The organism is Arthrobacter sp. KN11-1C (assembly GCF_052180225.1).
Lineage (GTDB): Bacteria > Actinomycetota > Actinomycetes > Actinomycetales > Micrococcaceae > Arthrobacter.
The window spans coordinates 3,320,997-3,339,866 of sequence record NZ_CP197467.1 but is presented as its reverse complement, the minus strand read 5'-3'; the positions used below and the strand labels follow the sequence as shown (position 1 = coordinate 3,339,866).

The 18,870-nt window shown below is 64.3% G+C and carries 21 protein-coding genes; 16 read left to right on the top strand and 5 right to left on the bottom strand.

The features are described from left to right. Positions 1-22 precede the first annotated feature (22 nt). From ACSBOX_RS15610 to ACSBOX_RS15560, 11 genes are all read left to right on the top strand, one after another. The gene (locus ACSBOX_RS15610; protein ID WP_442543254.1) at positions 23-1,150 is read left to right on the top strand and encodes a sensor histidine kinase; all 1,128 of its coding nucleotides are present in this window, start codon (positions 23-25) and stop codon (positions 1,148-1,150) included. After that, on the top strand, positions 1,147-1,812 hold the full coding sequence (locus tag ACSBOX_RS15605) for a response regulator (protein ID WP_442543253.1): 666 nt from the start codon (positions 1,147-1,149) through the stop codon (positions 1,810-1,812). Before ACSBOX_RS15610 ends, ACSBOX_RS15605 begins: the two co-directional genes overlap by 4 nt. Before the next feature lie 133 nt (positions 1,813-1,945). Then, a complete protein-coding gene (locus tag ACSBOX_RS15600) occupies positions 1,946-2,245 on the top strand; it encodes an SHOCT domain-containing protein (RefSeq protein ID WP_442543252.1) in 300 nt (99 codons plus the stop codon). Positions 2,246-2,474: 229 nt separating this feature from the next. Beyond that, the gene (locus ACSBOX_RS15595) at positions 2,475-3,404 is read left to right on the top strand and encodes an ABC transporter ATP-binding protein (RefSeq protein WP_442546044.1); all 930 of its coding nucleotides are present in this window, start codon (positions 2,475-2,477) and stop codon (positions 3,402-3,404) included. Further along, positions 3,397-4,218, top strand: coding sequence for an ABC transporter permease (locus ACSBOX_RS15590; RefSeq protein WP_442543251.1), 822 nt, complete (start codon positions 3,397-3,399; stop codon positions 4,216-4,218). Before ACSBOX_RS15595 ends, ACSBOX_RS15590 begins: the two co-directional genes overlap by 8 nt. Next, positions 4,215-5,048 (top strand): ABC transporter permease, encoded by an 834-nt coding sequence (locus tag ACSBOX_RS15585; protein ID WP_078105996.1) that lies wholly within the window; start codon positions 4,215-4,217, stop codon positions 5,046-5,048. The genes ACSBOX_RS15590 and ACSBOX_RS15585 overlap by 4 nt, the downstream gene beginning before the upstream one ends. A gap of 67 nt (positions 5,049-5,115) precedes the next feature. Then, positions 5,116-5,688, top strand: a complete 573-nt coding sequence (locus ACSBOX_RS15580; RefSeq protein ID WP_415986826.1) for a hypothetical protein — start codon at positions 5,116-5,118, stop codon at positions 5,686-5,688. A gap of 10 nt (positions 5,689-5,698) precedes the next feature. After that, positions 5,699-6,532, top strand: coding sequence for an exodeoxyribonuclease III (locus tag ACSBOX_RS15575; protein WP_442543250.1), 834 nt, complete (start codon positions 5,699-5,701; stop codon positions 6,530-6,532). 18 nt (positions 6,533-6,550) lie between these two features. Continuing rightward, complete coding sequence (gene trpS, locus ACSBOX_RS15570; RefSeq protein WP_442543249.1) at positions 6,551-7,642, top strand: tryptophan--tRNA ligase; 1,092 nt, start codon at positions 6,551-6,553, stop codon at positions 7,640-7,642. A 4-nt stretch (positions 7,643-7,646) separates the two neighbouring features. Next, positions 7,647-8,339 (top strand): 2'-5' RNA ligase family protein, encoded by a 693-nt coding sequence (locus ACSBOX_RS15565; protein ID WP_442543248.1) that lies wholly within the window; start codon positions 7,647-7,649, stop codon positions 8,337-8,339. Further along, on the top strand, positions 8,260-9,363 hold the full coding sequence (locus ACSBOX_RS15560; RefSeq protein ID WP_442543247.1) for a YihY/virulence factor BrkB family protein: 1,104 nt from the start codon (positions 8,260-8,262) through the stop codon (positions 9,361-9,363). The genes ACSBOX_RS15565 and ACSBOX_RS15560 overlap by 80 nt, the downstream gene beginning before the upstream one ends. A gap of 90 nt (positions 9,364-9,453) precedes the next feature. On the opposite strand, the gene ACSBOX_RS15555 is transcribed toward ACSBOX_RS15560, so the two are convergent. The 5 genes from ACSBOX_RS15555 to sdhC all read right to left on the bottom strand — a co-directional run bounded on the left by ACSBOX_RS15555 (position 9,454) and on the right by sdhC (position 13,826). Then, positions 9,454-10,218 carry an alpha/beta hydrolase family protein gene (locus tag ACSBOX_RS15555; RefSeq protein ID WP_078105991.1) on the bottom strand — a complete coding sequence of 255 codons (765 nt, stop codon included), beginning with the start codon at positions 10,216-10,218 and terminating at the stop codon, positions 9,454-9,456. 111 nt (positions 10,219-10,329) lie between these two features. After that, positions 10,330-11,112 carry a succinate dehydrogenase iron-sulfur subunit gene (locus ACSBOX_RS15550; RefSeq protein ID WP_395801497.1) on the bottom strand — a complete coding sequence of 261 codons (783 nt, stop codon included), beginning with the start codon at positions 11,110-11,112 and terminating at the stop codon, positions 10,330-10,332. Between the two features lies 1 nt (position 11,113). Further along, positions 11,114-12,913: a succinate dehydrogenase flavoprotein subunit gene (gene sdhA, locus ACSBOX_RS15545; protein WP_241709463.1), complete on the bottom strand. Its 1,800-nt coding sequence runs from the start codon at positions 12,911-12,913 to the stop codon at positions 11,114-11,116. A gap of 94 nt (positions 12,914-13,007) precedes the next feature. Then, on the bottom strand, positions 13,008-13,487 hold the full coding sequence (locus ACSBOX_RS15540) for a succinate dehydrogenase hydrophobic membrane anchor subunit (protein ID WP_442543246.1): 480 nt from the start codon (positions 13,485-13,487) through the stop codon (positions 13,008-13,010). Positions 13,488-13,490: 3 nt separating this feature from the next. Beyond that, positions 13,491-13,826 (bottom strand): succinate dehydrogenase, cytochrome b556 subunit, encoded by a 336-nt coding sequence (gene sdhC, locus ACSBOX_RS15535; RefSeq protein ID WP_319801849.1) that lies wholly within the window; start codon positions 13,824-13,826, stop codon positions 13,491-13,493. Between the two features lie 283 nt (positions 13,827-14,109). On the opposite strand from sdhC, the gene ACSBOX_RS15530 reads away from it, so the two are divergent. The 5 genes from ACSBOX_RS15530 to ACSBOX_RS15510 all read left to right on the top strand — a co-directional run bounded on the left by ACSBOX_RS15530 (position 14,110) and on the right by ACSBOX_RS15510 (position 18,831). Continuing rightward, positions 14,110-15,243, top strand: a complete 1,134-nt coding sequence (locus tag ACSBOX_RS15530; RefSeq protein ID WP_442543245.1) for a mannose-1-phosphate guanylyltransferase — start codon at positions 14,110-14,112, stop codon at positions 15,241-15,243. Positions 15,244-15,319: 76 nt separating this feature from the next. Next, entirely contained in the window at positions 15,320-16,519 is a 1,200-nt protein-coding gene (locus ACSBOX_RS15525) for an amidohydrolase (protein WP_442543244.1), read from the top strand. Between the two features lie 371 nt (positions 16,520-16,890). After that, positions 16,891-17,325: a MarR family winged helix-turn-helix transcriptional regulator gene (locus tag ACSBOX_RS15520; protein WP_442543243.1), complete on the top strand. Its 435-nt coding sequence runs from the start codon at positions 16,891-16,893 to the stop codon at positions 17,323-17,325. 46 nt (positions 17,326-17,371) lie between these two features. Then, on the top strand, positions 17,372-17,803 hold the full coding sequence (locus ACSBOX_RS15515) for an organic hydroperoxide resistance protein (protein WP_442543242.1): 432 nt from the start codon (positions 17,372-17,374) through the stop codon (positions 17,801-17,803). Further along, complete coding sequence (locus tag ACSBOX_RS15510) at positions 17,800-18,831, top strand: NADP-dependent oxidoreductase (RefSeq protein WP_442543241.1); 1,032 nt, start codon at positions 17,800-17,802, stop codon at positions 18,829-18,831. Before ACSBOX_RS15515 ends, ACSBOX_RS15510 begins: the two co-directional genes overlap by 4 nt. Positions 18,832-18,870: the final 39 nt, after the last annotated feature.

Here is an 18,870-nt window from a genome sequence, read left to right as displayed (position 1 = left end):
CGTCCGCGGCTAGGCTCGGAGCATGCAGCGGCGATTCCAGGGTCCTCCCACGAGTTTCATCGTGATCGCGGTGGCCCTGATCCAGGTCCTCGGGACCGTCTTTTCGGCGAACCACCAGGCCGCCCCCCGTTCCTTGGACCCGCTCGCGTTCCTGCTGCTGTTGGCGGGACCCGCGGCCCTGGCTTTCCGGACCCGCAGGCCCGCCGTCATGCTGCCGATCACCCTGGCGGCCACGTCCATCTACCTGCTCCTCGGTTATGCCTGGGGTCCGATCGTGCTGTCCCTGGCGCTCTCGATCATCCTGACCGCCGCTGCGGGGTTGCGCTGGCTGGCGTGGCTTGGGGCAGGGATTTCCGCCGCCGCCGTCGTTCTGATGGCCGTCCTCGCCGGGGATGAGACGGGACTTGTCCGGGCCTCTGCCGGTGTTGCCTGGGCGGCGATCCTCGTCCTGATCGGTGAAGGCTTCCGACGGCGGGGCGAACGGATGGCCGAATACCGGCGACGGCGGGAGGCCGCGAAACAGGCCGAACGGGACGAGTACCGCCTCACCCTCGCCCGCGACATCCACGACGTGGTGGCGCACTCCCTGTCGATGATCAACGTCCAGGCCTCCGTGGCGCTTCACCTGGGCACGAACGATCCCGAGAAGCTCCGTCCGGCGCTGGAAGCCATCAAGGCCGCGAGCAAGGAATCCTTGGCCGAGGTCCGACAACTGCTCGGGGTGCTGCGCGACGACGCACCGCTGAGTCCCGCGGCGCCGCCTCATCTGGGGCGCATCCCGGAGCTCGTGGAAGACGCGCGGCGCGGCGGCCTGGAGGTGCGGTTCGAGAACTCCATAGACGGGGACAGGGTAGGAACTGCACAACAGGAAGCCGCCTACCGGATCGTCCAGGAAGGGCTGAGCAACGTCCGCAGGCACTCAGGCGCGGCGTCCGCCGTCGTACATCTGGACGTGGCAGGGAACGCGCTGACCGTCCGGATCGACGACGACGGCGCCGGCCTCCGGGGAGCGCCCGCCGGGAACGGATTGAGGGGCATGCGGGAGCGCGTCGAGGCCCTCGGCGGCGCGCTCGGCCTCACGTCGCTGGAGCCCGGGCTGCGCGTGGAAGCGAACCTCCCATTGAACCCCGTGCAAGGACACCAGGCATGATCCGTTTGCTGCTCGCCGACGACCAGAACCTGATCCGGGCCGGATTCCGGGCCCTCCTGGACGCCGAACCGGACATGGAAGTGGTGGCCGAAGCCGGCACCGGCCGGGATGCCGTCAGGCTGGCAGAGCGCGAGGCGCCCGACGTCGTCCTCATGGACATCCGCATGCCCGATGGCGACGGACTGGCCGCCACGCGGGACATCCTGGCCAGCCCCCGCCTCGCACACACCCGCATCATCATCCTCACCACGTTCGAGCTGGACGAATACATCGCCGAAGCAGTGCGCGCGGGTGCCGCAGGCTTCCTCGTCAAGGACACCGAACCGGCGGAACTGATCCGCGCCGTGCGGGTAGTGCACGACGGCGACGCCCTCCTTTCGCCGTCCGTGACACGCCGCATCATGGCCCAGCTCGCCCTGCACAGCAAAGCGGCGTCGAAGACCGTGCCCCTCGGCCAAATCACCGAGCGCGAACGGGAAGTCCTTGCATTGGTGGGGGAGGGCCTGAACAACGCGGAGATCGCCGAGCGGCTGTTCATCACCCCACTGACGGCGAAGACGCACGTTTCACGGATCATGACCAAACTGCTGGTCCGGGACCGGGCGCAATTGGTGGTACTGGCGTACGAATCCGGCTTGGTCCGGCCCGGCTGGAGCAGCTAGGCCCGGACGGCAGTCTCCCGGGGGAGTAGGCGCCAGGCCGCAGGTGACTCCCGGTGGCCGACGCGATTCGATGGGCCAAAAACCAGACTGGAACCAGAGCCGAGATACGGCCTGTTGAGAGTTTGGACTGGACATGTTGACATCACTGAGCACCACCCTCGGCGCCGCGGCCGCCCAGCTGCCCGCCGACGTCGTCCATGGACCCGGGGGCGGATTCGTCTTCTGGCCGTTTTTCCTCCTGATCCCGCTGTTTTGGTTCCTGGTCATCGGTTGCTTCATCTTCTTCGGGCGCCGGATGTGGCGCCGTAACCATTACTGGGCAGCAACCCAGGGCGCCGAAAGCGTGCTGCGGGAGCGCTTCGCACGCGGCGAAATCGACGAGACCGAGTACCGCCAGCGCCTGGAAGTGCTGCGGACGCATCCGACGAAGTAGGGAACCGGCGGATTCTGCTGGATCACTCGCCTGGATAAACCATCGGGCCTTGGAATCACGCGGTTCCAGGGCCTGAGGTGCGGAGCGATCCAGCAGAATGTCGCGCAGGGTCCTGAAGGTTAATCCAGAAAATTGCGGAATACCTCTTTCACGTGTTCCTTGGCTCTACTAGTCTGCTGGGGTGCACAATGAAGCCACCCGCTCTTTCTCCACGTCAGCCAGCTTCCAGATGAACCCAGCCGCAGTCATCACAGCCGAAAACCTCACCAAGAGCTACGGCGAGCTCACCGCCGTCGACGGAATCTCCTTCGAGGTCCCGGCAGGGGAGTCCTTCGGCTTGCTTGGCCCCAACGGCGCCGGCAAATCGACCACCATGAAAATGATCGGCGGAGTCTCCCAGCGCACGTCCGGGAAGCTCAGCATCATGGGCCTGGACCCGGAAACGCACGGGCCGGAAGTCCGCGCGCATCTCGGAGTGGTGCCGCAACAGGACAACCTGGACGAGGAACTGAAGGTCCGCGAAAACCTGATTGTCTATGGCCGCTACTTCGGCCTGCCCTTGAGCTACTTGCGCCCGAAGGCAGATGAACTGCTCGAGTTCGCCCAGCTGACGGACAAGGCCAAGTCGAGGGTCGATGCCCTCTCGGGCGGCATGAAACGGCGCCTCACGATTGCCCGCTCGCTGATCAACGAGCCCAAGATCCTGCTCCTCGACGAACCCACCACGGGGCTGGATCCCCAGGCGCGCCACATCCTTTGGGACCGGCTGTTCAGGCTCAAGGAACAAGGTGTCACCCTGATCCTCACCACGCACTACATGGACGAGGCCGAGCAACTGTGCGACCGGCTGATTGTGGTGGACAAAGGCAGGATCATGGCCGAAGGTTCGCCGGCGAGCCTGATCCGGGAGTATTCCACGCGCGAGGTCCTGGAACTCCGTTTCGGTTCGGAACGCAACTCCACCATTGGCGTCGAACTCGAGGGCATCGGCGAACGCGTCGAGACGCTACCGGACCGGGTGCTCATCTACGCGAACGACGGTGAAGCGGCGCTGGAACAAGTCTCCGCACGCCGGCTCCGTCCCTTGACTTCGCTGGTGCGGCGTTCTTCCCTGGAGGACGTCTTCCTCCGGCTGACCGGACGGAGCCTCGTTGATTAGCGCCCACTCCCCGGCTGTCTCGGCCAGCCGGGCAAAGCGCTGGGGATCCTTCTTCTACGCCGAGCAGGTCCTTCGAGTCATGCGTGGCTACGTCTGGTCAGTGTTCCTGTACAGCGTGGGGCAGCCCGTGGCCTACCTGTTCGCCATGGGAGTCGGGCTGGCGAGCCTGGTGGATGCGAACGGCGGGGCGGTGTTTGGCGGCGTGAACTATTTGACCTTTATCGCGCCGGCGCTGCTGGTCTCGTCCGCGGTCATGACGGCGTCGGGGGACTTTTCCTACCCAATCATGGACGGCTTCAAATGGCGCCGCGTGTTCTACGGCCCGCACGCCTCCCCGCTGGTGCCGCAGCAGATCGCCGCGGGCCACATCATGGCCAGCGCCTTGAAGTTCCTCTTGCAATCGGTGGTGTACTTCGCCATCGTGGCCATGTTCGGTGCCTCGCCGAGTCCGTGGGGCTGGGTGTCGGCGATAGTTGCCACGGTGGCCGGGCTGTCCTTCGGGCTGCCGCTCATGGCCTATGCCTCCACCATCACCAAGGACTCCGGCCAGTTCGCGCTGGTGCAGCGATTCATCGTGGTGCCGCTGTTCCTGTTTTCGGGCACGTTCTTCCCGCTGGATTCGCTGCCGCTCGGGGTTCGCTGGATCGGTTGGATCTCGCCGGTGTGGCACGGAACCCAGCTGGGCCGCGTCTTCACCTATGGACTCGAGGAGAATCCTTTGCTGACCCTGACCCACGTTGTGTTCCTTGTGGGCGCCGCCGCTGCAGGGTGGACGCTGACACGCCGGCAATTCGTCAAGAGGATGGGCGCATGAGCGTTCTGACCGGGGGCCACAGTGCCACTGACGCTGCCCGTGAACGCACTTTCGGTCCGCTGTACTCCCGCAACGCGCTTGCTGTGGTGTCCAGGGGCCTCATGGCCGCGAAAAGCAGCACCTGGTTGATCCTGGTGTCGGGGTTTTTCGAGCCGGTGCTTTACCTGGTCTCCATGGGCGTGGGACTTGGGCCCATCGTGGGTACCGTGGCAGGCCCGGGAGGCCAGGAAATCAGCTATGCGGCTTATATCGCGCCCGCGCTCCTGGCCGTGTCCGCCATGAACGGCGCCGTCTATGACTCCACGTGGAACGTCTTCTTCAAGATGAACTTCGCCAAGCTGTACCAGGGAATGCTCTACACCTCCCTCGGGCCATTGGACGTAGCCATCGGGGAGATCTTCCTGGCCCTGCTGCGCGGACTCCTGTATGCGACGGGGTTCACGGCCGTCATGGCCGTCATGGGACTCATCACCACCCCATGGGCCATCCTGGTCATCCCGGCGTCGGTGCTGATCGCTTTTGGCTTCGCGAGCTTCGGTATGGGCATCACCAGCTTCATGAAGACTTTCCAACAGATGGACTGGATCAACTTCTTCATGCTGCCCATGTTCCTTTTCAGTGCCACCTTCTACCCGCTGAGCGTCTACCCGCAATACATCCAGTGGCTCATCCAGGCGATGCCGCTGTGGCACGGCGTGGAACTCCTGCGGCAGATCAGCATTGGGTCCTTCAGCCCGGCGACGGCAGTCCATATCGCCTACTACCTCGTGATGATCGCGCTCGGCATCACGCTCACGACCGGAAGGTTGCGCAAGCTCTTCCTGAAATAGCTGCGCGGGCTGTTCGCCGGGGGTGGAAGCGAGGGGTTCCTCGCCCGGAGTTTGCGACAATGGGTGCATGCGATCCCTCGGCGACTCCCCGTCATCTGTTCCCTCGTCCGCTTCCGCCCGGAGCCCTTTCAAAGGCTTCCGCATCGGTGGACTGGGCATGACGGTGGTGCTCATCGCTTTCCTGGTGGCCGTCATCTTCGCAGCCAACCACAACGACGTCGTCGGCTGGATCGTTGCCGTTATCTCCTTCGGCTGGCTCGCGCTCGCCGCTTTCGTGGTCTTCAGCATCCAGAAGGCCGCCCGGCGGGCCGGTGAAAAACTCACCGAAGCCCAGAACGCCTTCAACGCGGCAACCGGCCGGGCGCCGTCGTCGTCGAGCGCCGACCATGGCGGCACCCGGGTGGTCTCGGAACGGAACGAAGCGGACGAAATGCGGGACCTCAAACTGGACCACTCTTTCAAGATCGTCCAGGTGCAGGTACGCGTGGTGGAGGACGAACGCGCCAAGGGCGACGCCGCCGATCAGGACACCATCAACCGCGCCTTGGAAACCATCGCCATTACGTCAAGCAACGCCCGGGACATGATCAAGTCCTCCGGCGGCGGCGACGAGCCCGTTTCGGGCACCATCATCGACTAGAGTAGGCGGGGTGAGCTCGGCATTGAAGAAGGACTTCCTTCGCATCGCAACGGTCAACGTCAACGGCATTCGCGCCGCCTACAAGAAGGGCATGGCGGAGTGGCTGGAACCCCGCGACGTCGACATCCTGTGTCTGCAGGAAGTCCGCGCGCCTGACGAAGTGGTCAACCAGCTCATCGGCGAAGGCTGGTACATCCTCCACGCCGAAGCCGAGGCGAAGGGCCGAGCCGGCGTCGCGATTGCCTCCCGGCAGGAACCCGTTGCCACCCGCGTGGGTATCGGCGACGACTACTTCGCCACGACTGGACGCTGGGTCGAAGCGGACTACGTCGTTCGGGACGGCGGCGGCAAGGACACTACGCTGACGATCGTCAGCGCTTATGTGCACTCCGGGGAAGCGGACACGCCCAAGCAGGTGGATAAGTACCGCTTCCTGGACGTGATGACCACAAGGCTTCCGGAACTTGCCAAGCACAGCGAGCACGCCCTGGTGGTCGGCGACCTCAACGTGGGCCACACCGAGCTCGACATCAAGAATTGGAAGGGCAACACCAAGCGTGCCGGTTTCCTTCCTGAGGAGCGCGCGTACTTCGACCGCTTCTTCGGCGACGAGATCGGATGGAGGGATGTCCACAGGGGCCTGGCAGGAAATGTCGAAGGCCCCTACACCTGGTGGTCCCAGCGCGGTAAGGCCTTTGACACTGACACTGGCTGGCGCATCGACTACCACATGGCCACTCCTGGACTCGCGGCAGCCGCACTTTCGGCCGTCGTTGACCGGGCGCCGTCGTGGGACACCCGCTTCTCCGACCACGCACCGCTGGTAGTCGACTACCAGCTCTAAGCTTTCGAAAGTTTCCTCATGACCAGTTCCACCACGACTGAACCCGCTGCAGCCGCAGCCAAGGCAACATCCACCAAACTGGCCGCCGGGGCCAAGCACCGTGTGCTGTCCGGCATGCAGCCCTCCGCTGACTCCCTCCACCTGGGCAACTACCTCGGTGCCTTGGTCAACTGGGTCCGCATGCAGGACGAGTATGACGCCATCTTCTTCATCCCGGACCTGCATGCCATCACGGTGCCGCAGGATCCCGCCGAGCTCGCCCGCCGTACGCGCGTCACCGCTGCGCAGTACATCGCCGGCGGCGTCGACGTGAACAAATGCACGCTGTTCGTCCAGTCCCAGGTTCCTGAACACGCCCAGCTGGCGTGGGTCCTCGGCTGCATCACCGGCTTCGGCGAGGCCTCGCGCATGATCCAGTTCAAGGACAAATCGCTGCAGCACGGTTCGGACCATGCGAGCGTCGGGCTCTTCACGTACCCGATCCTGCAGGCCGCCGACATCCTGTTGTACCAGCCACACGGAGTGCCCGTAGGCGAAGACCAGCGGCAGCACATCGAGCTCAGCCGCGATCTCGCCCAGCGTTTCAACAGCCGCTATGGGGAGACTTTCCAGGTGCCGCAGGCCTTCATCCAGAAGGAAACGGCCAAGATCTACGATCTCCAAAACCCCACGGCCAAGATGTCCAAGTCCGCGGAGTCGCCGGCTGGCCTGATCAACCTGCTCGATGACCCGAAGGTCACGGCCAAACGCATCAAGTCGGCAGTCACGGACACCGAGACGGAAATCCGCTTCGACCGCGAAGCCAAGCCCGGGGTGTCCAACCTGCTGAGCATCTACTCGTCCATCAGCGGGCAGCCGGTGGAGAAGATCGTAGCGGACTACGAAGGCAAGATGTACGGCCACCTGAAGGTCGACCTCGCCGAGCTCGTTGCGGCCCACCTCGGGCCGATCCGGGACCGCGCCAACGAGTTGCTGGCCGATCCCGCCGAGCTCGACCGGCTCCTGGCCCACGGGGCGGACAAAGCCCGCGAAATCGCCTCGGCCACCCTCGCCGATGTCTACGCCAAGGTGGGCTTCCTGCCTTACGGCGGGGCACAAGGAATCCGCTAAAGCCATGTGCGCAGCTGGCAAGCTCAGCGTCGAGGTCGGCTCCCGTTCAAGGGGAGCCGGCCAGGCCGCTGGTGCCCGCCGGGAAACGGCTACGCGCCAGTCTGCCAGCGCCTGCGGGGACAGCCTGTGCGTAGGAGTCATCCTGGGCTTCCCCCGGGAGGTCGCCCAGGAGCTTCAGCAGTGGCGTGCTTCCTTCGGTGATCCCATGGCCGAAGTCATTCCGGCCCACATCACCCTCGTCACCACCACGCCCGCCCAGGACTGGGAGGCCACCCGCGAACATGTTCGCGATATCGCCCGCCGCCAGGCACCCTTCAAGATCACGATTTCCGGCACAGGCTCCTTCCGGCCGGTGTCACCAGTGGTGTTCCTGAAGGTCGAAGACGGTTTCGAGGAGTGCGTGGGCCTGCACGAACAACTGCAGACCGGCCCGCTGGAACGCGATCTTCCTTTCCCCTACCACCCGCACGTGACGGTGGCCCACGACGTCGCTCCCGAAAGCCTGGACGAGGCCGAAACGGTGCTCAAGAACTACACCGCCACCTTCCCGGTGGTTAGCATGGGACTTTACGAGCACGACGACAACGGCATCTGGCAGCTACGGGAAGAGCTCGACTTTGGCGGCGACGCAGACCAATCACGGAAACGCACAGCACAACGACCGGCAGCAGGCCGAGAGGCCACCCCTACCGACTGAAGGCGCGCAGCTGAAGCTGCAGCTCATTCATCGGCAGGTCGAATGGGGCAAAGCCCGGCGCTCGGGTAATCGAGGCGCCACGATACCGGCGTTCATCAACCTGGCCCTCGCCCGGCTGGGCAACTTCCGGCCCATGCGCGCCTTCAACCTCTACAACCTGCGCCATGGTCCGCTCTTGAGCGCCGGCATTGGCTTCACCATGTTCTTCTCCGTGACGGGCCTGCTGGCGACGGGTTTCGCCGTGACCGGTTTGGTCCTCAACGGGCAACCCCAACTGGTTGATTCAATTGTCTCCAGCGTCGCCACGGCGGCCCCGGGACTCTTGAAAACCAACGGCGGCAGCGGCCTGGTGGATCCGCATGATCTCCTGAATCCCACAGGCCTTGGCTGGACAGCTGCCATAGCCGCCGTCGTCACCGTATTTACCGCGCTTGGCTGGATCGCCGGAATCCGGGAGGGAGTTCGCGGAGTCATCGGGCTGGACCCCTTGCAGGAGAACCCGCTGCTGATGAAGGCGCGCGACGCCGGTACCCTCCTGCTGCTTGGCGCAGCCCTGGTGGTCAGTGCCGGTGTTTCGCTGGTGTTCGGGACGGCGGCCGGATGGATCATCGAACGGCTCGGATTGGCTGACGCAGTGGCCGGCCCTGTCACTTGGCTCGTTCGCACGGCCGTTCCGCTCGTCCTCAACTGGGCGACGGCGGTTATCATGTTCCGCTTCGCCGGCCGCCTGAAACTTCGCCGCCAAGCGTTCGTGGAAGGAACGGTGCTGGCCGGTATCGGAACCACCATTCTCCAGATCTTCAGCACGGAGCTGCTGGCGAACGCCGGACGCAACCCCATTCTGGCCTCATTCGCCATCATCATCGGGCTTCTCATCTGGTTCAACCTGGTCAGCCAGGTCTATTTGCTCTCCGCAGCGTGGGCGGCCGTCAGGGAAGCGGACACAGGCGCCAGCGAGCACCCCAAGCCTGCCCTCGGATCGCGGCACCCTGCGCCGCGCACGTTCCCCCGCAAGGGCTCCTGAAGGCAAGCTGAGGCCCAACTAGCTAGCAGTTGTTGTCGTTTAGGAGCCTCATAACGACAACAACTGCGAGTCAGTTGGGCTGGGCCCGCGTTAGTCGCCGAGGTACTGACCGGCCCACGCTGAGATGATCCGGGCAACCCGGGCGGCCTGTCCCTTGCCGGTCAACAGGTGGTCGCTGCCTTCGAGCGAAACGAAGCTCCGCGGGTGCCGCGCGGTTTGGAAGATCTCGCTCGCGTTGTCGATCCCCACGGTGTTGTCCGTGGGGGAGTGCAGGACCATGAGGGGCCGGTGCAAAGTGCGGATGCAGTCCCTGAGGTCGGCCTGCTCCACGTCCTCCACAAAGTGGCGGCGAACCTCCATCCGCCTGCCGCCCAGGTTGACCTCTGCGCTGCCTTCGCTGAGGATCGTGCTCACTTCGGCATCGAACATGTGCTCCACGTGCTTGGGCTCGAAGGGAGCGCCCACAGTGGCAACAGCCCGAACCTCGGGGAGACCAAGGGCCGCCGCCAGGACAGCCGCTCCGCCGAAGGAGTGGCCCACCAGCAGTGAGATTTCCTTGTCATCGGCACGCATGAACTCTGCGGCGCGTATGGTGTCCGCCACTTTCACGCTGAACGATCCGGCGGACCATTCGCCCGCGGAGTCGCCCAGCCCGAGGTTGTCGAAGCGCAGCATGCCGACACCAAGGTCCGCCAAGCCCTTGCAGATACGCGAAGCGGAGGGGCTGTCCTTGCCGAGGGTCAACCCATGGGAGAACACACCCCAGCCCCGGACCGGGCCCTCAGGAACATCCACGATCCCTGCCAGGAGATCTCCGGTGCTGCCTTCGAAGCTGATCTTCATGGATTTGGACACCTGTCCGCCTTTCGTCGTGCGGGTTGCCCGGTTTTCGCGGGCGACTCTTAAAGAACGACGACGGCGTACCCCGCCAAGGGGGACACCGTCGTCGTACTCTGACTTCGGAAACTAGATCTTGCGTGCCAGGATGGCCTGCTTGACCTCGGCGATCGCCTGGGTCACCTGGATGCCACGCGGGCAAGCCTCCGAGCAGTTGAAGGTGGTGCGGCAACGCCACACGCCTTCCTTGTCGTTGAGGATCTCCAGGCGCATGTCACCGGCATCGTCACGGGAGTCGAAGATGAAGCGGTGCGCGTTCACAATCGCGGCCGGGCCGAAGTACTGGCCGTCGGTCCAGAACACCGGGCAGGACGAGGTGCACGCAGCGCACAGGATGCACTTGGTGGTGTCGTCGAACCGTTCACGGTCCTCGACCGACTGCAGGCGTTCCTTGGTGGGCTCGTGGCCCTTGTTGATCAGGAACGGCATGACTTCGCGGAAGGACTGGAAGAACGGCTCCATGTCCACGATCAGGTCCTTCTCCACCGGGAGGCCCTTGATCGGTTCAACGGTGATGGGCTTGGAGGTGTCCAGGTCCTTCAGCAGGGTCTTGCACGCGAGGCGGTTGCGGCCGTTGATGCGCATGGCGTCCGAGCCACACACGCCGTGTGCACAGGAACGGCGGAAGGACAGCGAGCCATCGATCTCCCACTTGACCTTGTGCAGGGCGTCCAGCACACGGTCGGTGCCGTACATCGTCAGCTGGTGGTCTTCCCATACTGGCTCTTCCGAGACCTCCGGGTTGTAGCGTCGCACCCGCAGGGTGATGTTGAAGGTGGGAATTTCCCCGCCTCCACCAATGTGCGCGGGCAGCTCGATCTTGGATGCTGGCTCAGCAAGTTCGGCAGACATCTTAGTACTTCCTCACCATCGGCTCGTAGCGCGTAAAGACAACAGGCTTGGTGCCGAGTCGGATGCCCGCGATTGCTTCCGCAGATCCGTCCGCTGGGGCGTGCTCATCCTTATACGCCATGGAGTGCTTCATGAATTTTTCGTCGTCGCGCTCCGGGAAGTCCTCCCGGAAGTGGCCTCCGCGTGACTCTTCGCGGTGCAGGGCAGCAACTGTCATGACCTTGGCCAGTTCCAGCAGGAAGCCCAGTTCCACCGCTTCGAGCAAGTCAAGGTTGAAGCGCTTTCCCTTGTCCTGGACGCTGATGCGCTGGTAGCGCTCTTCGAGGGACGCGATGTCCGTGAGCACCTGGTTCAGGGTATCCGCGGTACGGAAGACCTGCATGTTGGCGTCCATGGTGTCCTGCAGTTCCTTGCGGATCGCGGCAACCCTTTCGCCACCATCTGCCGTGCGGACGTGGTTCAGCAGATCCAGAGTGTAGGCCTCCGGGTCTTCCGGGAGCTCCACGAAGTCCGCCGTCTTGGCGTATTCGGCTGCGGCGATGCCCGCGCGCTTGCCGAAGACGTTGATGTCCAGGAGCGAGTTGGTTCCCAAGCGGTTGGAGCCGTGCACGGAAACACAAGCAACTTCGCCGGCCGCGTACAGGCCCGGCACGATGGTGTCGTTGTCCTGCAGGACCTCGGTGGTGATGTTGGTGGGGATGCCGCCCATGGCGTAGTGCGCCGTCGGGAACACCGGAACGGGTTCCGTGTAGGGCTCGACGCCGAGGTAGGTGCGTGCGAACTCGGTGATGTCCGGAAGCTTGGCGTCGATGTGCGCCGGCTCGAGGTGGGTCAGGTCCAGGAGGACGTAGTCCTTGTTCGGGCCACAGCCGCGACCCTCGCGGACTTCGTTGGCCATGGAACGGGCCACGATGTCACGGGGAGCGAGGTCCTTGATGGTGGGTGCGTAGCGTTCCATGAAACGCTCACCCTCCGAGTTGCGAAGGATCGCGCCTTCGCCGCGGGCGGCTTCCGAGAGAAGGATGCCCAAGCCGGCAAGACCGGTCGGGTGGAACTGGAAGAATTCCATGTCCTCCAGCGGGATTCCGCGCCGGAAGGCGATGCCCATGCCGTCACCGGTCAGGGTGTGGGCGTTGGAGGTGGTCTTGAAGACCTTGCCCGCGCCGCCCGAGGCGAACACCACGGACTTCGCCTGGAAGACGTGCAATTCGCCGGAGGCGAGGTCGTAGGACACGACGCCGGCAACACGCTTCTGCTTGTAGGGCGTCCCGTCTTCGCGGACTGCGTCTTCCTCGACGGTCAGCAGGTCCAGGACGTAGTACTCGTTGTAGAACTCAACATTGTGCTTGACGCAGTTTTGGTACAAGGTCTGCAGGATCATGTGGCCCGTGCGGTCTGCTGCGTAGCAGGCGCGGCGAACCGGAGCCTTGCCGTGGTCACGGGTGTGGCCACCGAAACGGCGCTGGTCAATGCGGCCTTCGGGCGTGCGGTTGAACGGAAGGCCCATCTTTTCCAGGTCCAGCACGGCGTCGATGGCTTCCTTCGCCATGACTTCGGCTGCATCCTGGTCAACCAGGTAGTCGCCGCCCTTGATGGTGTCGAATGTGTGCCACTCCCAGTTGTCCTCTTCGACGTTGGCGAGGGCTGCACACATGCCGCCCTGGGCCGCGCCGGTGTGGGAACGGGTGGGGTAGAGCTTGGTCAGTACTGCGGTGCGTGCGCGCTGACCGGATTCGATCGCGGCGCGCATGCCGGCGCCGCCGGCACCGACAATAACGACGTCGTACTTATGGACCTGCATACCAGATGCTCTTTCTCTCTAAGTCAGATGGTCGGCGGAGCCTGCTCCGCGCGTGTTGTGCACAGCCGGACGAGCCGGTGGTGCAGCGGAGCAGCTACGGCGCCGGGCAGAACCCGCCCGGCAGCTGAACGCCGTTGGCAACAGGGCACGGGTTGAACGTGAAGATCACCAGAGTGCCAAGAACCACGATGACGACTGTAGCCGCGTAAAGGACCACCTTGAGCCAGAGGCGGGTGGCGTCCTTCTCGGCGTAGTCGTTGATGATGGTGCGGACGCCGTTGGTGCCGTGCAGCATGGCGAGCCACAGCATGGCCAGGTCCCAGAACTGCCAGAACGGGTCGGCCCACTTGCCGGCCACGAAGCCGAAGTCGATGCCGTGGATGCCCTCGCCCACCATGAGGTTCACGAAGAGGTGGCCGAAGATCAGAACCACGAGCACGACGCCGGAGAGCCGCATGAACAGCCACGCGAACATCTCGAAGTTACCCTTGGACCCGGCGCCGCGACGGTACTGCGGAGCAATCTTCCCGCTGCCGATTTTTCCGCTCCGCGGGCTTTGAATGTCAGTGCTCATGGCTTAGTGGCCTCCCAGTGCGAGGGACAAGTGGCGGATGGCGAAGGCACCGAAAACGACCAGCCACAAGACCAGGACGGTCCACAGCATCTGGCGCTGGTACTTTGCGCCCTTCTTCCAGAAGTCAATGGCAATCACGCGCAGGCCGTTGAAGGCGTGGAATACGATCGCTGCGACGAGGCCCGTCTCGCCCAGGGCCATGAGGGGGTTCTTGTAGGCGCCGATAACGGCCGTGTAGGCCTCCGGGGACACACGCACCAATGAGGTGTCCAGCACATGGACCAACAAGAAGAAAAAGATCACAACACCGGTAATGCGGTGTCCAACCCAGGACCACATGCCTTCACGGCCGCGGTACAAGGTGCCAGCTGGTTTTGTCGGCACTGAATAAACCTTCCTGCAACACAGCGGCGCTTGCACGGGATCCATGCGGGGGGAACGCCAGCCGCGAGAGCACTCGTAGCTCAGCCTAAATCTAGGCTTCGCTCACAGCTTATTCAATTTAGGTGCCCCTTGTTGTAACGAGAGTGCGGGTGTTCGCCTGATTTCCGGCCTTTCCGCCGCGAGGGTGAGACGAAGACCACAAAGTGGGACTTGCGCGCGTGTCGGATAAGGTGTTGCGGTGAGTATAGAAAACGCTGCAAGCCTCGAATCGCCATTGCGCCACTTCCACGCGGTTATTCCGGCCGGTGGAGTGGGCACGCGCCTGTGGCCGCTTTCGCGTGCTGCCGCGCCCAAATTCCTGCACGACCTCACGGGTTCAGGAAGCACGCTGCTGCGGGCAACCTACGACCGCCTCGAACCGTTGGCCGGCAACCGCGTGCTGGTGGTCACGGGCGTGGCGCACCGCATTGCCGTCTGCCGCCAGCTTCCCGAAGTGGGCGACGACGAGCTGGTCCTGGAAAGCGAGCCGAAGGACTCGGGGGCGGCCATCGGACTCGCCGCCGCCATCCTGCACCGCCGCGACCCGGACACCATCATGGGTTCCTTCGCCGCCGACCACGTCATCAGCCCGGACGATCTCTTCCGGGAAACGGTCCGCGAGGCCATCCACACTGCCGCTGCCGGAAAAATCGTCACCATCGGCATCAAGCCGACCCACCCGTCAACCGGATTCGGTTACATCCGTACCGGCGACTTGCTCAACATCGACAATGCACCGAACGCGCATGCAGTGGTCGAATTCGTCGAGAAGCCGAGCGAAGACATTGCCAAGAAGTACCTCGAGACCGGCGACTATGTCTGGAACGCCGGCATGTTCGTCGCCCCCGTCGCACTCATGCTCAAGCACCTTGAGGCCAACCAACCGGTCCTGTTTGCCGGACTGCAGGAAATCGCCGACGCTTGGGATACCCCGGACCGCGATGAAGTGACCGCCCGGGTGTGGCCCACGCTGCCGAAGATCGCCATTGACTACGCCGTGGCCGAACCCGCCGCGGCGGCGGGCGATGTCGCCGTCGTGCCCGGCACTTTCCGCTGGGACGACGTCGGAGACTTCGCCGCGATCGGTCGCCTCAACAATGCCGGCGACGTCGATGAGGTGACGGTCCTCGGCGAAGGCGCCCGTGTCTTCACCGAGAACGCCAGCGGGGTGGTTGTATCCGACACGAAGCGCGTGATTGCGCTGATCGGCATCAAGGACGTCGTGATCGTTGATACGCCGGACGCGCTGCTTGTCACCACGAAGGAGCATGCCCAGCGGGTCAAGGGAGCGGTGGACGCGCTCAAGGCCAGCGGGGACACCGACGTTCTCTAGCGCACTCCGGTGGCGCCGGCCGTAACCAAGAGACCCCTTTCGCTATTCGGAGGGTGCGGATGGCTAGAGTTGTGAGGTGCGCAATTTCACTACCGAAACCGAGCCGACCCCCGTGGTGAAGCCGTGGCTTGACGATCTCTTGCCGGAACTCATCGAATTCCGGAGGGACTTGCATGCGCACCCCGAACTTTCCTTCAAGGAATTCCGTACCACGGACAAGCTGGTTGAACGGCTCGAGGCGGCCGGACTTGAACCCCGTCGGCTGGAGGGCTCGGGGCTGACGGTCGACGTCGGCGAAGGGCCGATCGCCACGGCCCTTCGAGGAGACATCGACGCTCTCCCCATCATCGAAGAGACCGGGCTTCCGTTCGCGTCGAAGAACCACGGCGTCACCCACGCGTGCGGGCATGACGTCCACACCACCAGCATGCTCGGCATCGCTTTGGTGCTGCACGCCATGCACCAGGAATCCGCCTTGGGCGGAACGGTGCGCATCATCTTCCAGCCGGCAGAGGAAACCATGCCCGGCGGGGCGTTGTCATGCATCGAGCAAGGCGTGCTCCAGGGTGTCCCGCGGATTCTGGCGCTGCACTGCGATCCGCGCATCAACGTCGGCAAGATCGGTACCCGCATCGGCGCCATCACCTCCGCCTCGGACACCATCAAGATCGAACTGACCGGACGCGGCGGCCATACATCCCGTCCGCACCTGACCGAAGACCTGGTCTTCGCGCTGGCCCAAATCGCCGTCAACGTTCCGGCCGTCCTGTCCCGGCGCGTGGACGTGCGCAGCGGTGTGTCGGTGGTGTGGGGCCAGATCACGGCAGGTTCCGCGCCCAACGCCATCCCCGCCAACGGCTACATGGCAGGCACCATGCGTTGCCTGGACCGCGACGCCTGGCATAGCGCCGGGGAACTGCTCGACGACGTCGTCCAGCAAGTCGCTGCGCCGTACGGGGTGGACGTACACCTCGAGCACACCCGGGGCGTCCCTCCCGTGGTGAACTCGGAACACGAGACCGCGATCATTGAGGCCGCGGCCCGTGCGGAACTCGGCGAGCACGCCGTCGTCCTGACGCCGCAGTCCATGGGTGGTGAGGACTTTGCCTGGTTCCTCGCCGACCTGCCAGGCGCCATGATGCGCCTCGGAACCCACACGCCCGGTGGCGAAGAATACGATCTCCACCGCGGCGACTTCATCGTGGACGAGCGTGCCCTCGGCTTCGCGATCCAAGTCCTGGCCGCCGCCGCGCTGCGAACCATCCGGGATCTCTAAGACCCTCCGCATCAACCGGCATCCACTCACTGCGACGCCCGCTCACTTATGTGGGTTTTTCGGGAAATGCTCGCTCACCTTTGCCGGTCGAACGGCCGACGCCCGCTCACCTATGTGGGTTTTTCGGGAAACGCTCGCTCACCTATGCCGTCATTCAGGCGGACGCTCGCTCACCTATGTGGGTTTTTCGGGAAACGCTCGCTCACCTATGCCGTCATTCAGGCGGACCCTCGCCCAGAGGATCTGCGCGAGGATCCCGCCGTTCGGGCTTGTTTGTGAGCGGGCGTCGGTGGGGTCGGGCTTGTTTGTGAGCGGGCGTTGCGGAACCATTTAGGTTGTGCACAATTTAATTGTGAGCTAGGGTTATACCCATGAGTGAAGCTCCCCGCCTCGACCGCCAGGTCTGTTTCGCGCTCTATTCCGCCTCGAAGGCGGCTACGGCCGTCTACCGCCCGGTGCTGGACGAGCTTGGACTGACATATCCGCAGTACCTCGTGATGCTGGTGCTCTGGGAGGACGAGCCCAGAAGCGTCCGCGAACTGGGTACCGAGCTGGGGCTCGATTCGGGCACGTTGTCGCCACTTCTCAAGAGGCTTGAAGCCCTGGGCCTCGTGGAACGCTTGCGTTCAACCGAGGACGAGCGTCGCGTCGAGATCCACTTGAGCGATGCCGGGCGGGCCCTCAGCGCACGGGCCGGGGCCGTACCGCAACGGCTCGCCGACGCCGCAGGCCTGAGCGCTGCCGAGCTTGCGCAGCTTCACGACACCCTGGGCCGGCTCACCGCCGCCCTCCATTCAGCCATCTGATCGTCCATCCCAACACGTCCATCCCATCGAAGGAAAAGGAACCACAGTGAAGACTTTGTACATAGCGGAGGCGCTTGCCTCCGGTGAAGGCCGCGAAGGCAGTGCACGCACCAATGACGGCAAGCTGGACGTGACTCTGGCCAGCCCGGTGGAACTGGGCGGGAACGGCCAGGGCACCAACCCCGAGCAACTCTTCGCCGCCGGATACGCGGCATGCTTCCACTCGGCGCTGCGGTTGGTAGGACGGAAGGCACGCGTGGATCTCAGCGATTCCGCCGTGGCCGCCAAGATCCACTTCGGTGCCCTGGAAGATCGTGAAGGCTACGGACTCGCCGCCGAACTCGAGATCGCACTGCCCGCCCTCGACCGGGAAACCGCCGAGGAGCTCGTGGCCAAGGCCCACCAGATCTGCCCCTACTCCAACGCGACCCGCGGGAACATCGCCGTCGACATCAAGCTCGTGGAGGTGGCCGCATGAGCGCCGCACTTCCCACACGCACCCGCGAAATCCAGCTGGCCTCCCGTCCGCAGGGACGGCCGGCCACGGAGAACTTCCGCTTGGCCGAGACCGATCTGCCGGAGCTTCAGGACGGCCAGATCCTGGTCCGCAACGAGTTCATGTCCGTCGATCCCTACATGCGCGGCCGGATGAACGACGCGAAGTCCTATTCGGCGCCTTTCCAGCTCGACGCAGCGCTCGACGGCGGTGCGGTGGGTGAGGTGATCGCGTCCCGTTCCGAGTCGCTCAAGGTGGGCGACGTCGTCGTGCACCAGCTCGGCTGGCGCGAATATTCCGTCGTGGATGCGGCAACCGTGACGCCGGTTCCGGCCGGCCTGGCGCCGACGTCGGCGTTCCTCGGAGCGCTTGGCATGACGGGCCTGACGGCGTATGCCGGGCTGCTCAAAGTGGCTGAGTTCAAGACCGGTGACGTCGTCTTCGTTTCCGGTGCCGCAGGCGCAGTAGGTTCGATTGTCGGCCAGGTCGCCAAGGCGATGGGCGCCTCCAAGGTGATCGGCAGCGCCGGTTCTCCGGAGAAGGTGGCTCGCCTGCTGGAACTTGGCTTCGACGCGGCCTTCGACTACCACGATGGTCCGGTGGCGAAGCAGCTTCGTGAGGCCGCGGGGGAGCGGGGCATCGATGTCTACTTCGACAACGTGGGCGGTGAGCACTTGGAGGCTGCCCTCGCAGTGCTCACCGTCGGCGGACGCGTCGCAATGTGCGGCGCCATTTCGCAGTACAACTCCACCGAGCCCACGCCTGGCCCGCGGAACCTGGCCGTGGCCATCGGGAAGCAACTGACCCTCCGCGGCTTCCTCGTCAGCGGCCAGCGCCAACACGCCGCCGAGTTCGGCGGGAAGATGGCCGAATGGCTGGCCGACGGAACGGTCCGCTACGACGAGACGATCGTTGACGGGCTGGAAAACGCACCGCAGGCTTTCATCGATCTCTTGGACGGAGCCAACACAGGCAAGATGCTGGTCCGCCTTGGTGAGCGGGCATCCTAGGACTGTTGGCTGGGAGTTCCACTACTGCTTGGTAACAAA

What these genes read in the sequence shown, in the direction of transcription:
- ACSBOX_RS15610 (WP_442543254.1), top strand. Translation starts at nt 23, where the DNA reads ATGCAGCGGCGATTCCAGGGTCCTCCCACGAGTTTCATCGTGATCGCG.
- ACSBOX_RS15605 (WP_442543253.1), top strand. Translation starts at nt 1,147, where the DNA reads ATGATCCGTTTGCTGCTCGCCGACGACCAGAACCTGATCCGGGCCGGA.
- ACSBOX_RS15600 (WP_442543252.1), top strand. Translation starts at nt 1,946, where the DNA reads ATGTTGACATCACTGAGCACCACCCTCGGCGCCGCGGCCGCCCAGCTG.
- ACSBOX_RS15595 (WP_442546044.1), top strand. Translation starts at nt 2,475, where the DNA reads ATGAACCCAGCCGCAGTCATCACAGCCGAAAACCTCACCAAGAGCTAC.
- ACSBOX_RS15585 (WP_078105996.1), top strand. Translation starts at nt 4,215, where the DNA reads ATGAGCGTTCTGACCGGGGGCCACAGTGCCACTGACGCTGCCCGTGAA.
- ACSBOX_RS15580 (WP_415986826.1), top strand. Translation starts at nt 5,116, where the DNA reads ATGCGATCCCTCGGCGACTCCCCGTCATCTGTTCCCTCGTCCGCTTCC.
- trpS (WP_442543249.1), top strand. Translation starts at nt 6,551, where the DNA reads ATGACCAGTTCCACCACGACTGAACCCGCTGCAGCCGCAGCCAAGGCA.
- ACSBOX_RS15565 (WP_442543248.1), top strand. Translation starts at nt 7,647, where the DNA reads ATGTGCGCAGCTGGCAAGCTCAGCGTCGAGGTCGGCTCCCGTTCAAGG.
- ACSBOX_RS15550 (WP_395801497.1), bottom strand. Translation starts at nt 11,112, where the DNA reads ATGTCTGCCGAACTTGCTGAGCCAGCATCCAAGATCGAGCTGCCCGCG.
- sdhA (WP_241709463.1), bottom strand. Translation starts at nt 12,913, where the DNA reads ATGCAGGTCCATAAGTACGACGTCGTTATTGTCGGTGCCGGCGGCGCC.
- ACSBOX_RS15540 (WP_442543246.1), bottom strand. Translation starts at nt 13,487, where the DNA reads ATGAGCACTGACATTCAAAGCCCGCGGAGCGGAAAAATCGGCAGCGGG.
- sdhC (WP_319801849.1), bottom strand. Translation starts at nt 13,826, where the DNA reads ATGTGGTCCTGGGTTGGACACCGCATTACCGGTGTTGTGATCTTTTTC.
- ACSBOX_RS15520 (WP_442543243.1), top strand. Translation starts at nt 16,891, where the DNA reads ATGAGTGAAGCTCCCCGCCTCGACCGCCAGGTCTGTTTCGCGCTCTAT.
- ACSBOX_RS15510 (WP_442543241.1), top strand. Translation starts at nt 17,800, where the DNA reads ATGAGCGCCGCACTTCCCACACGCACCCGCGAAATCCAGCTGGCCTCC.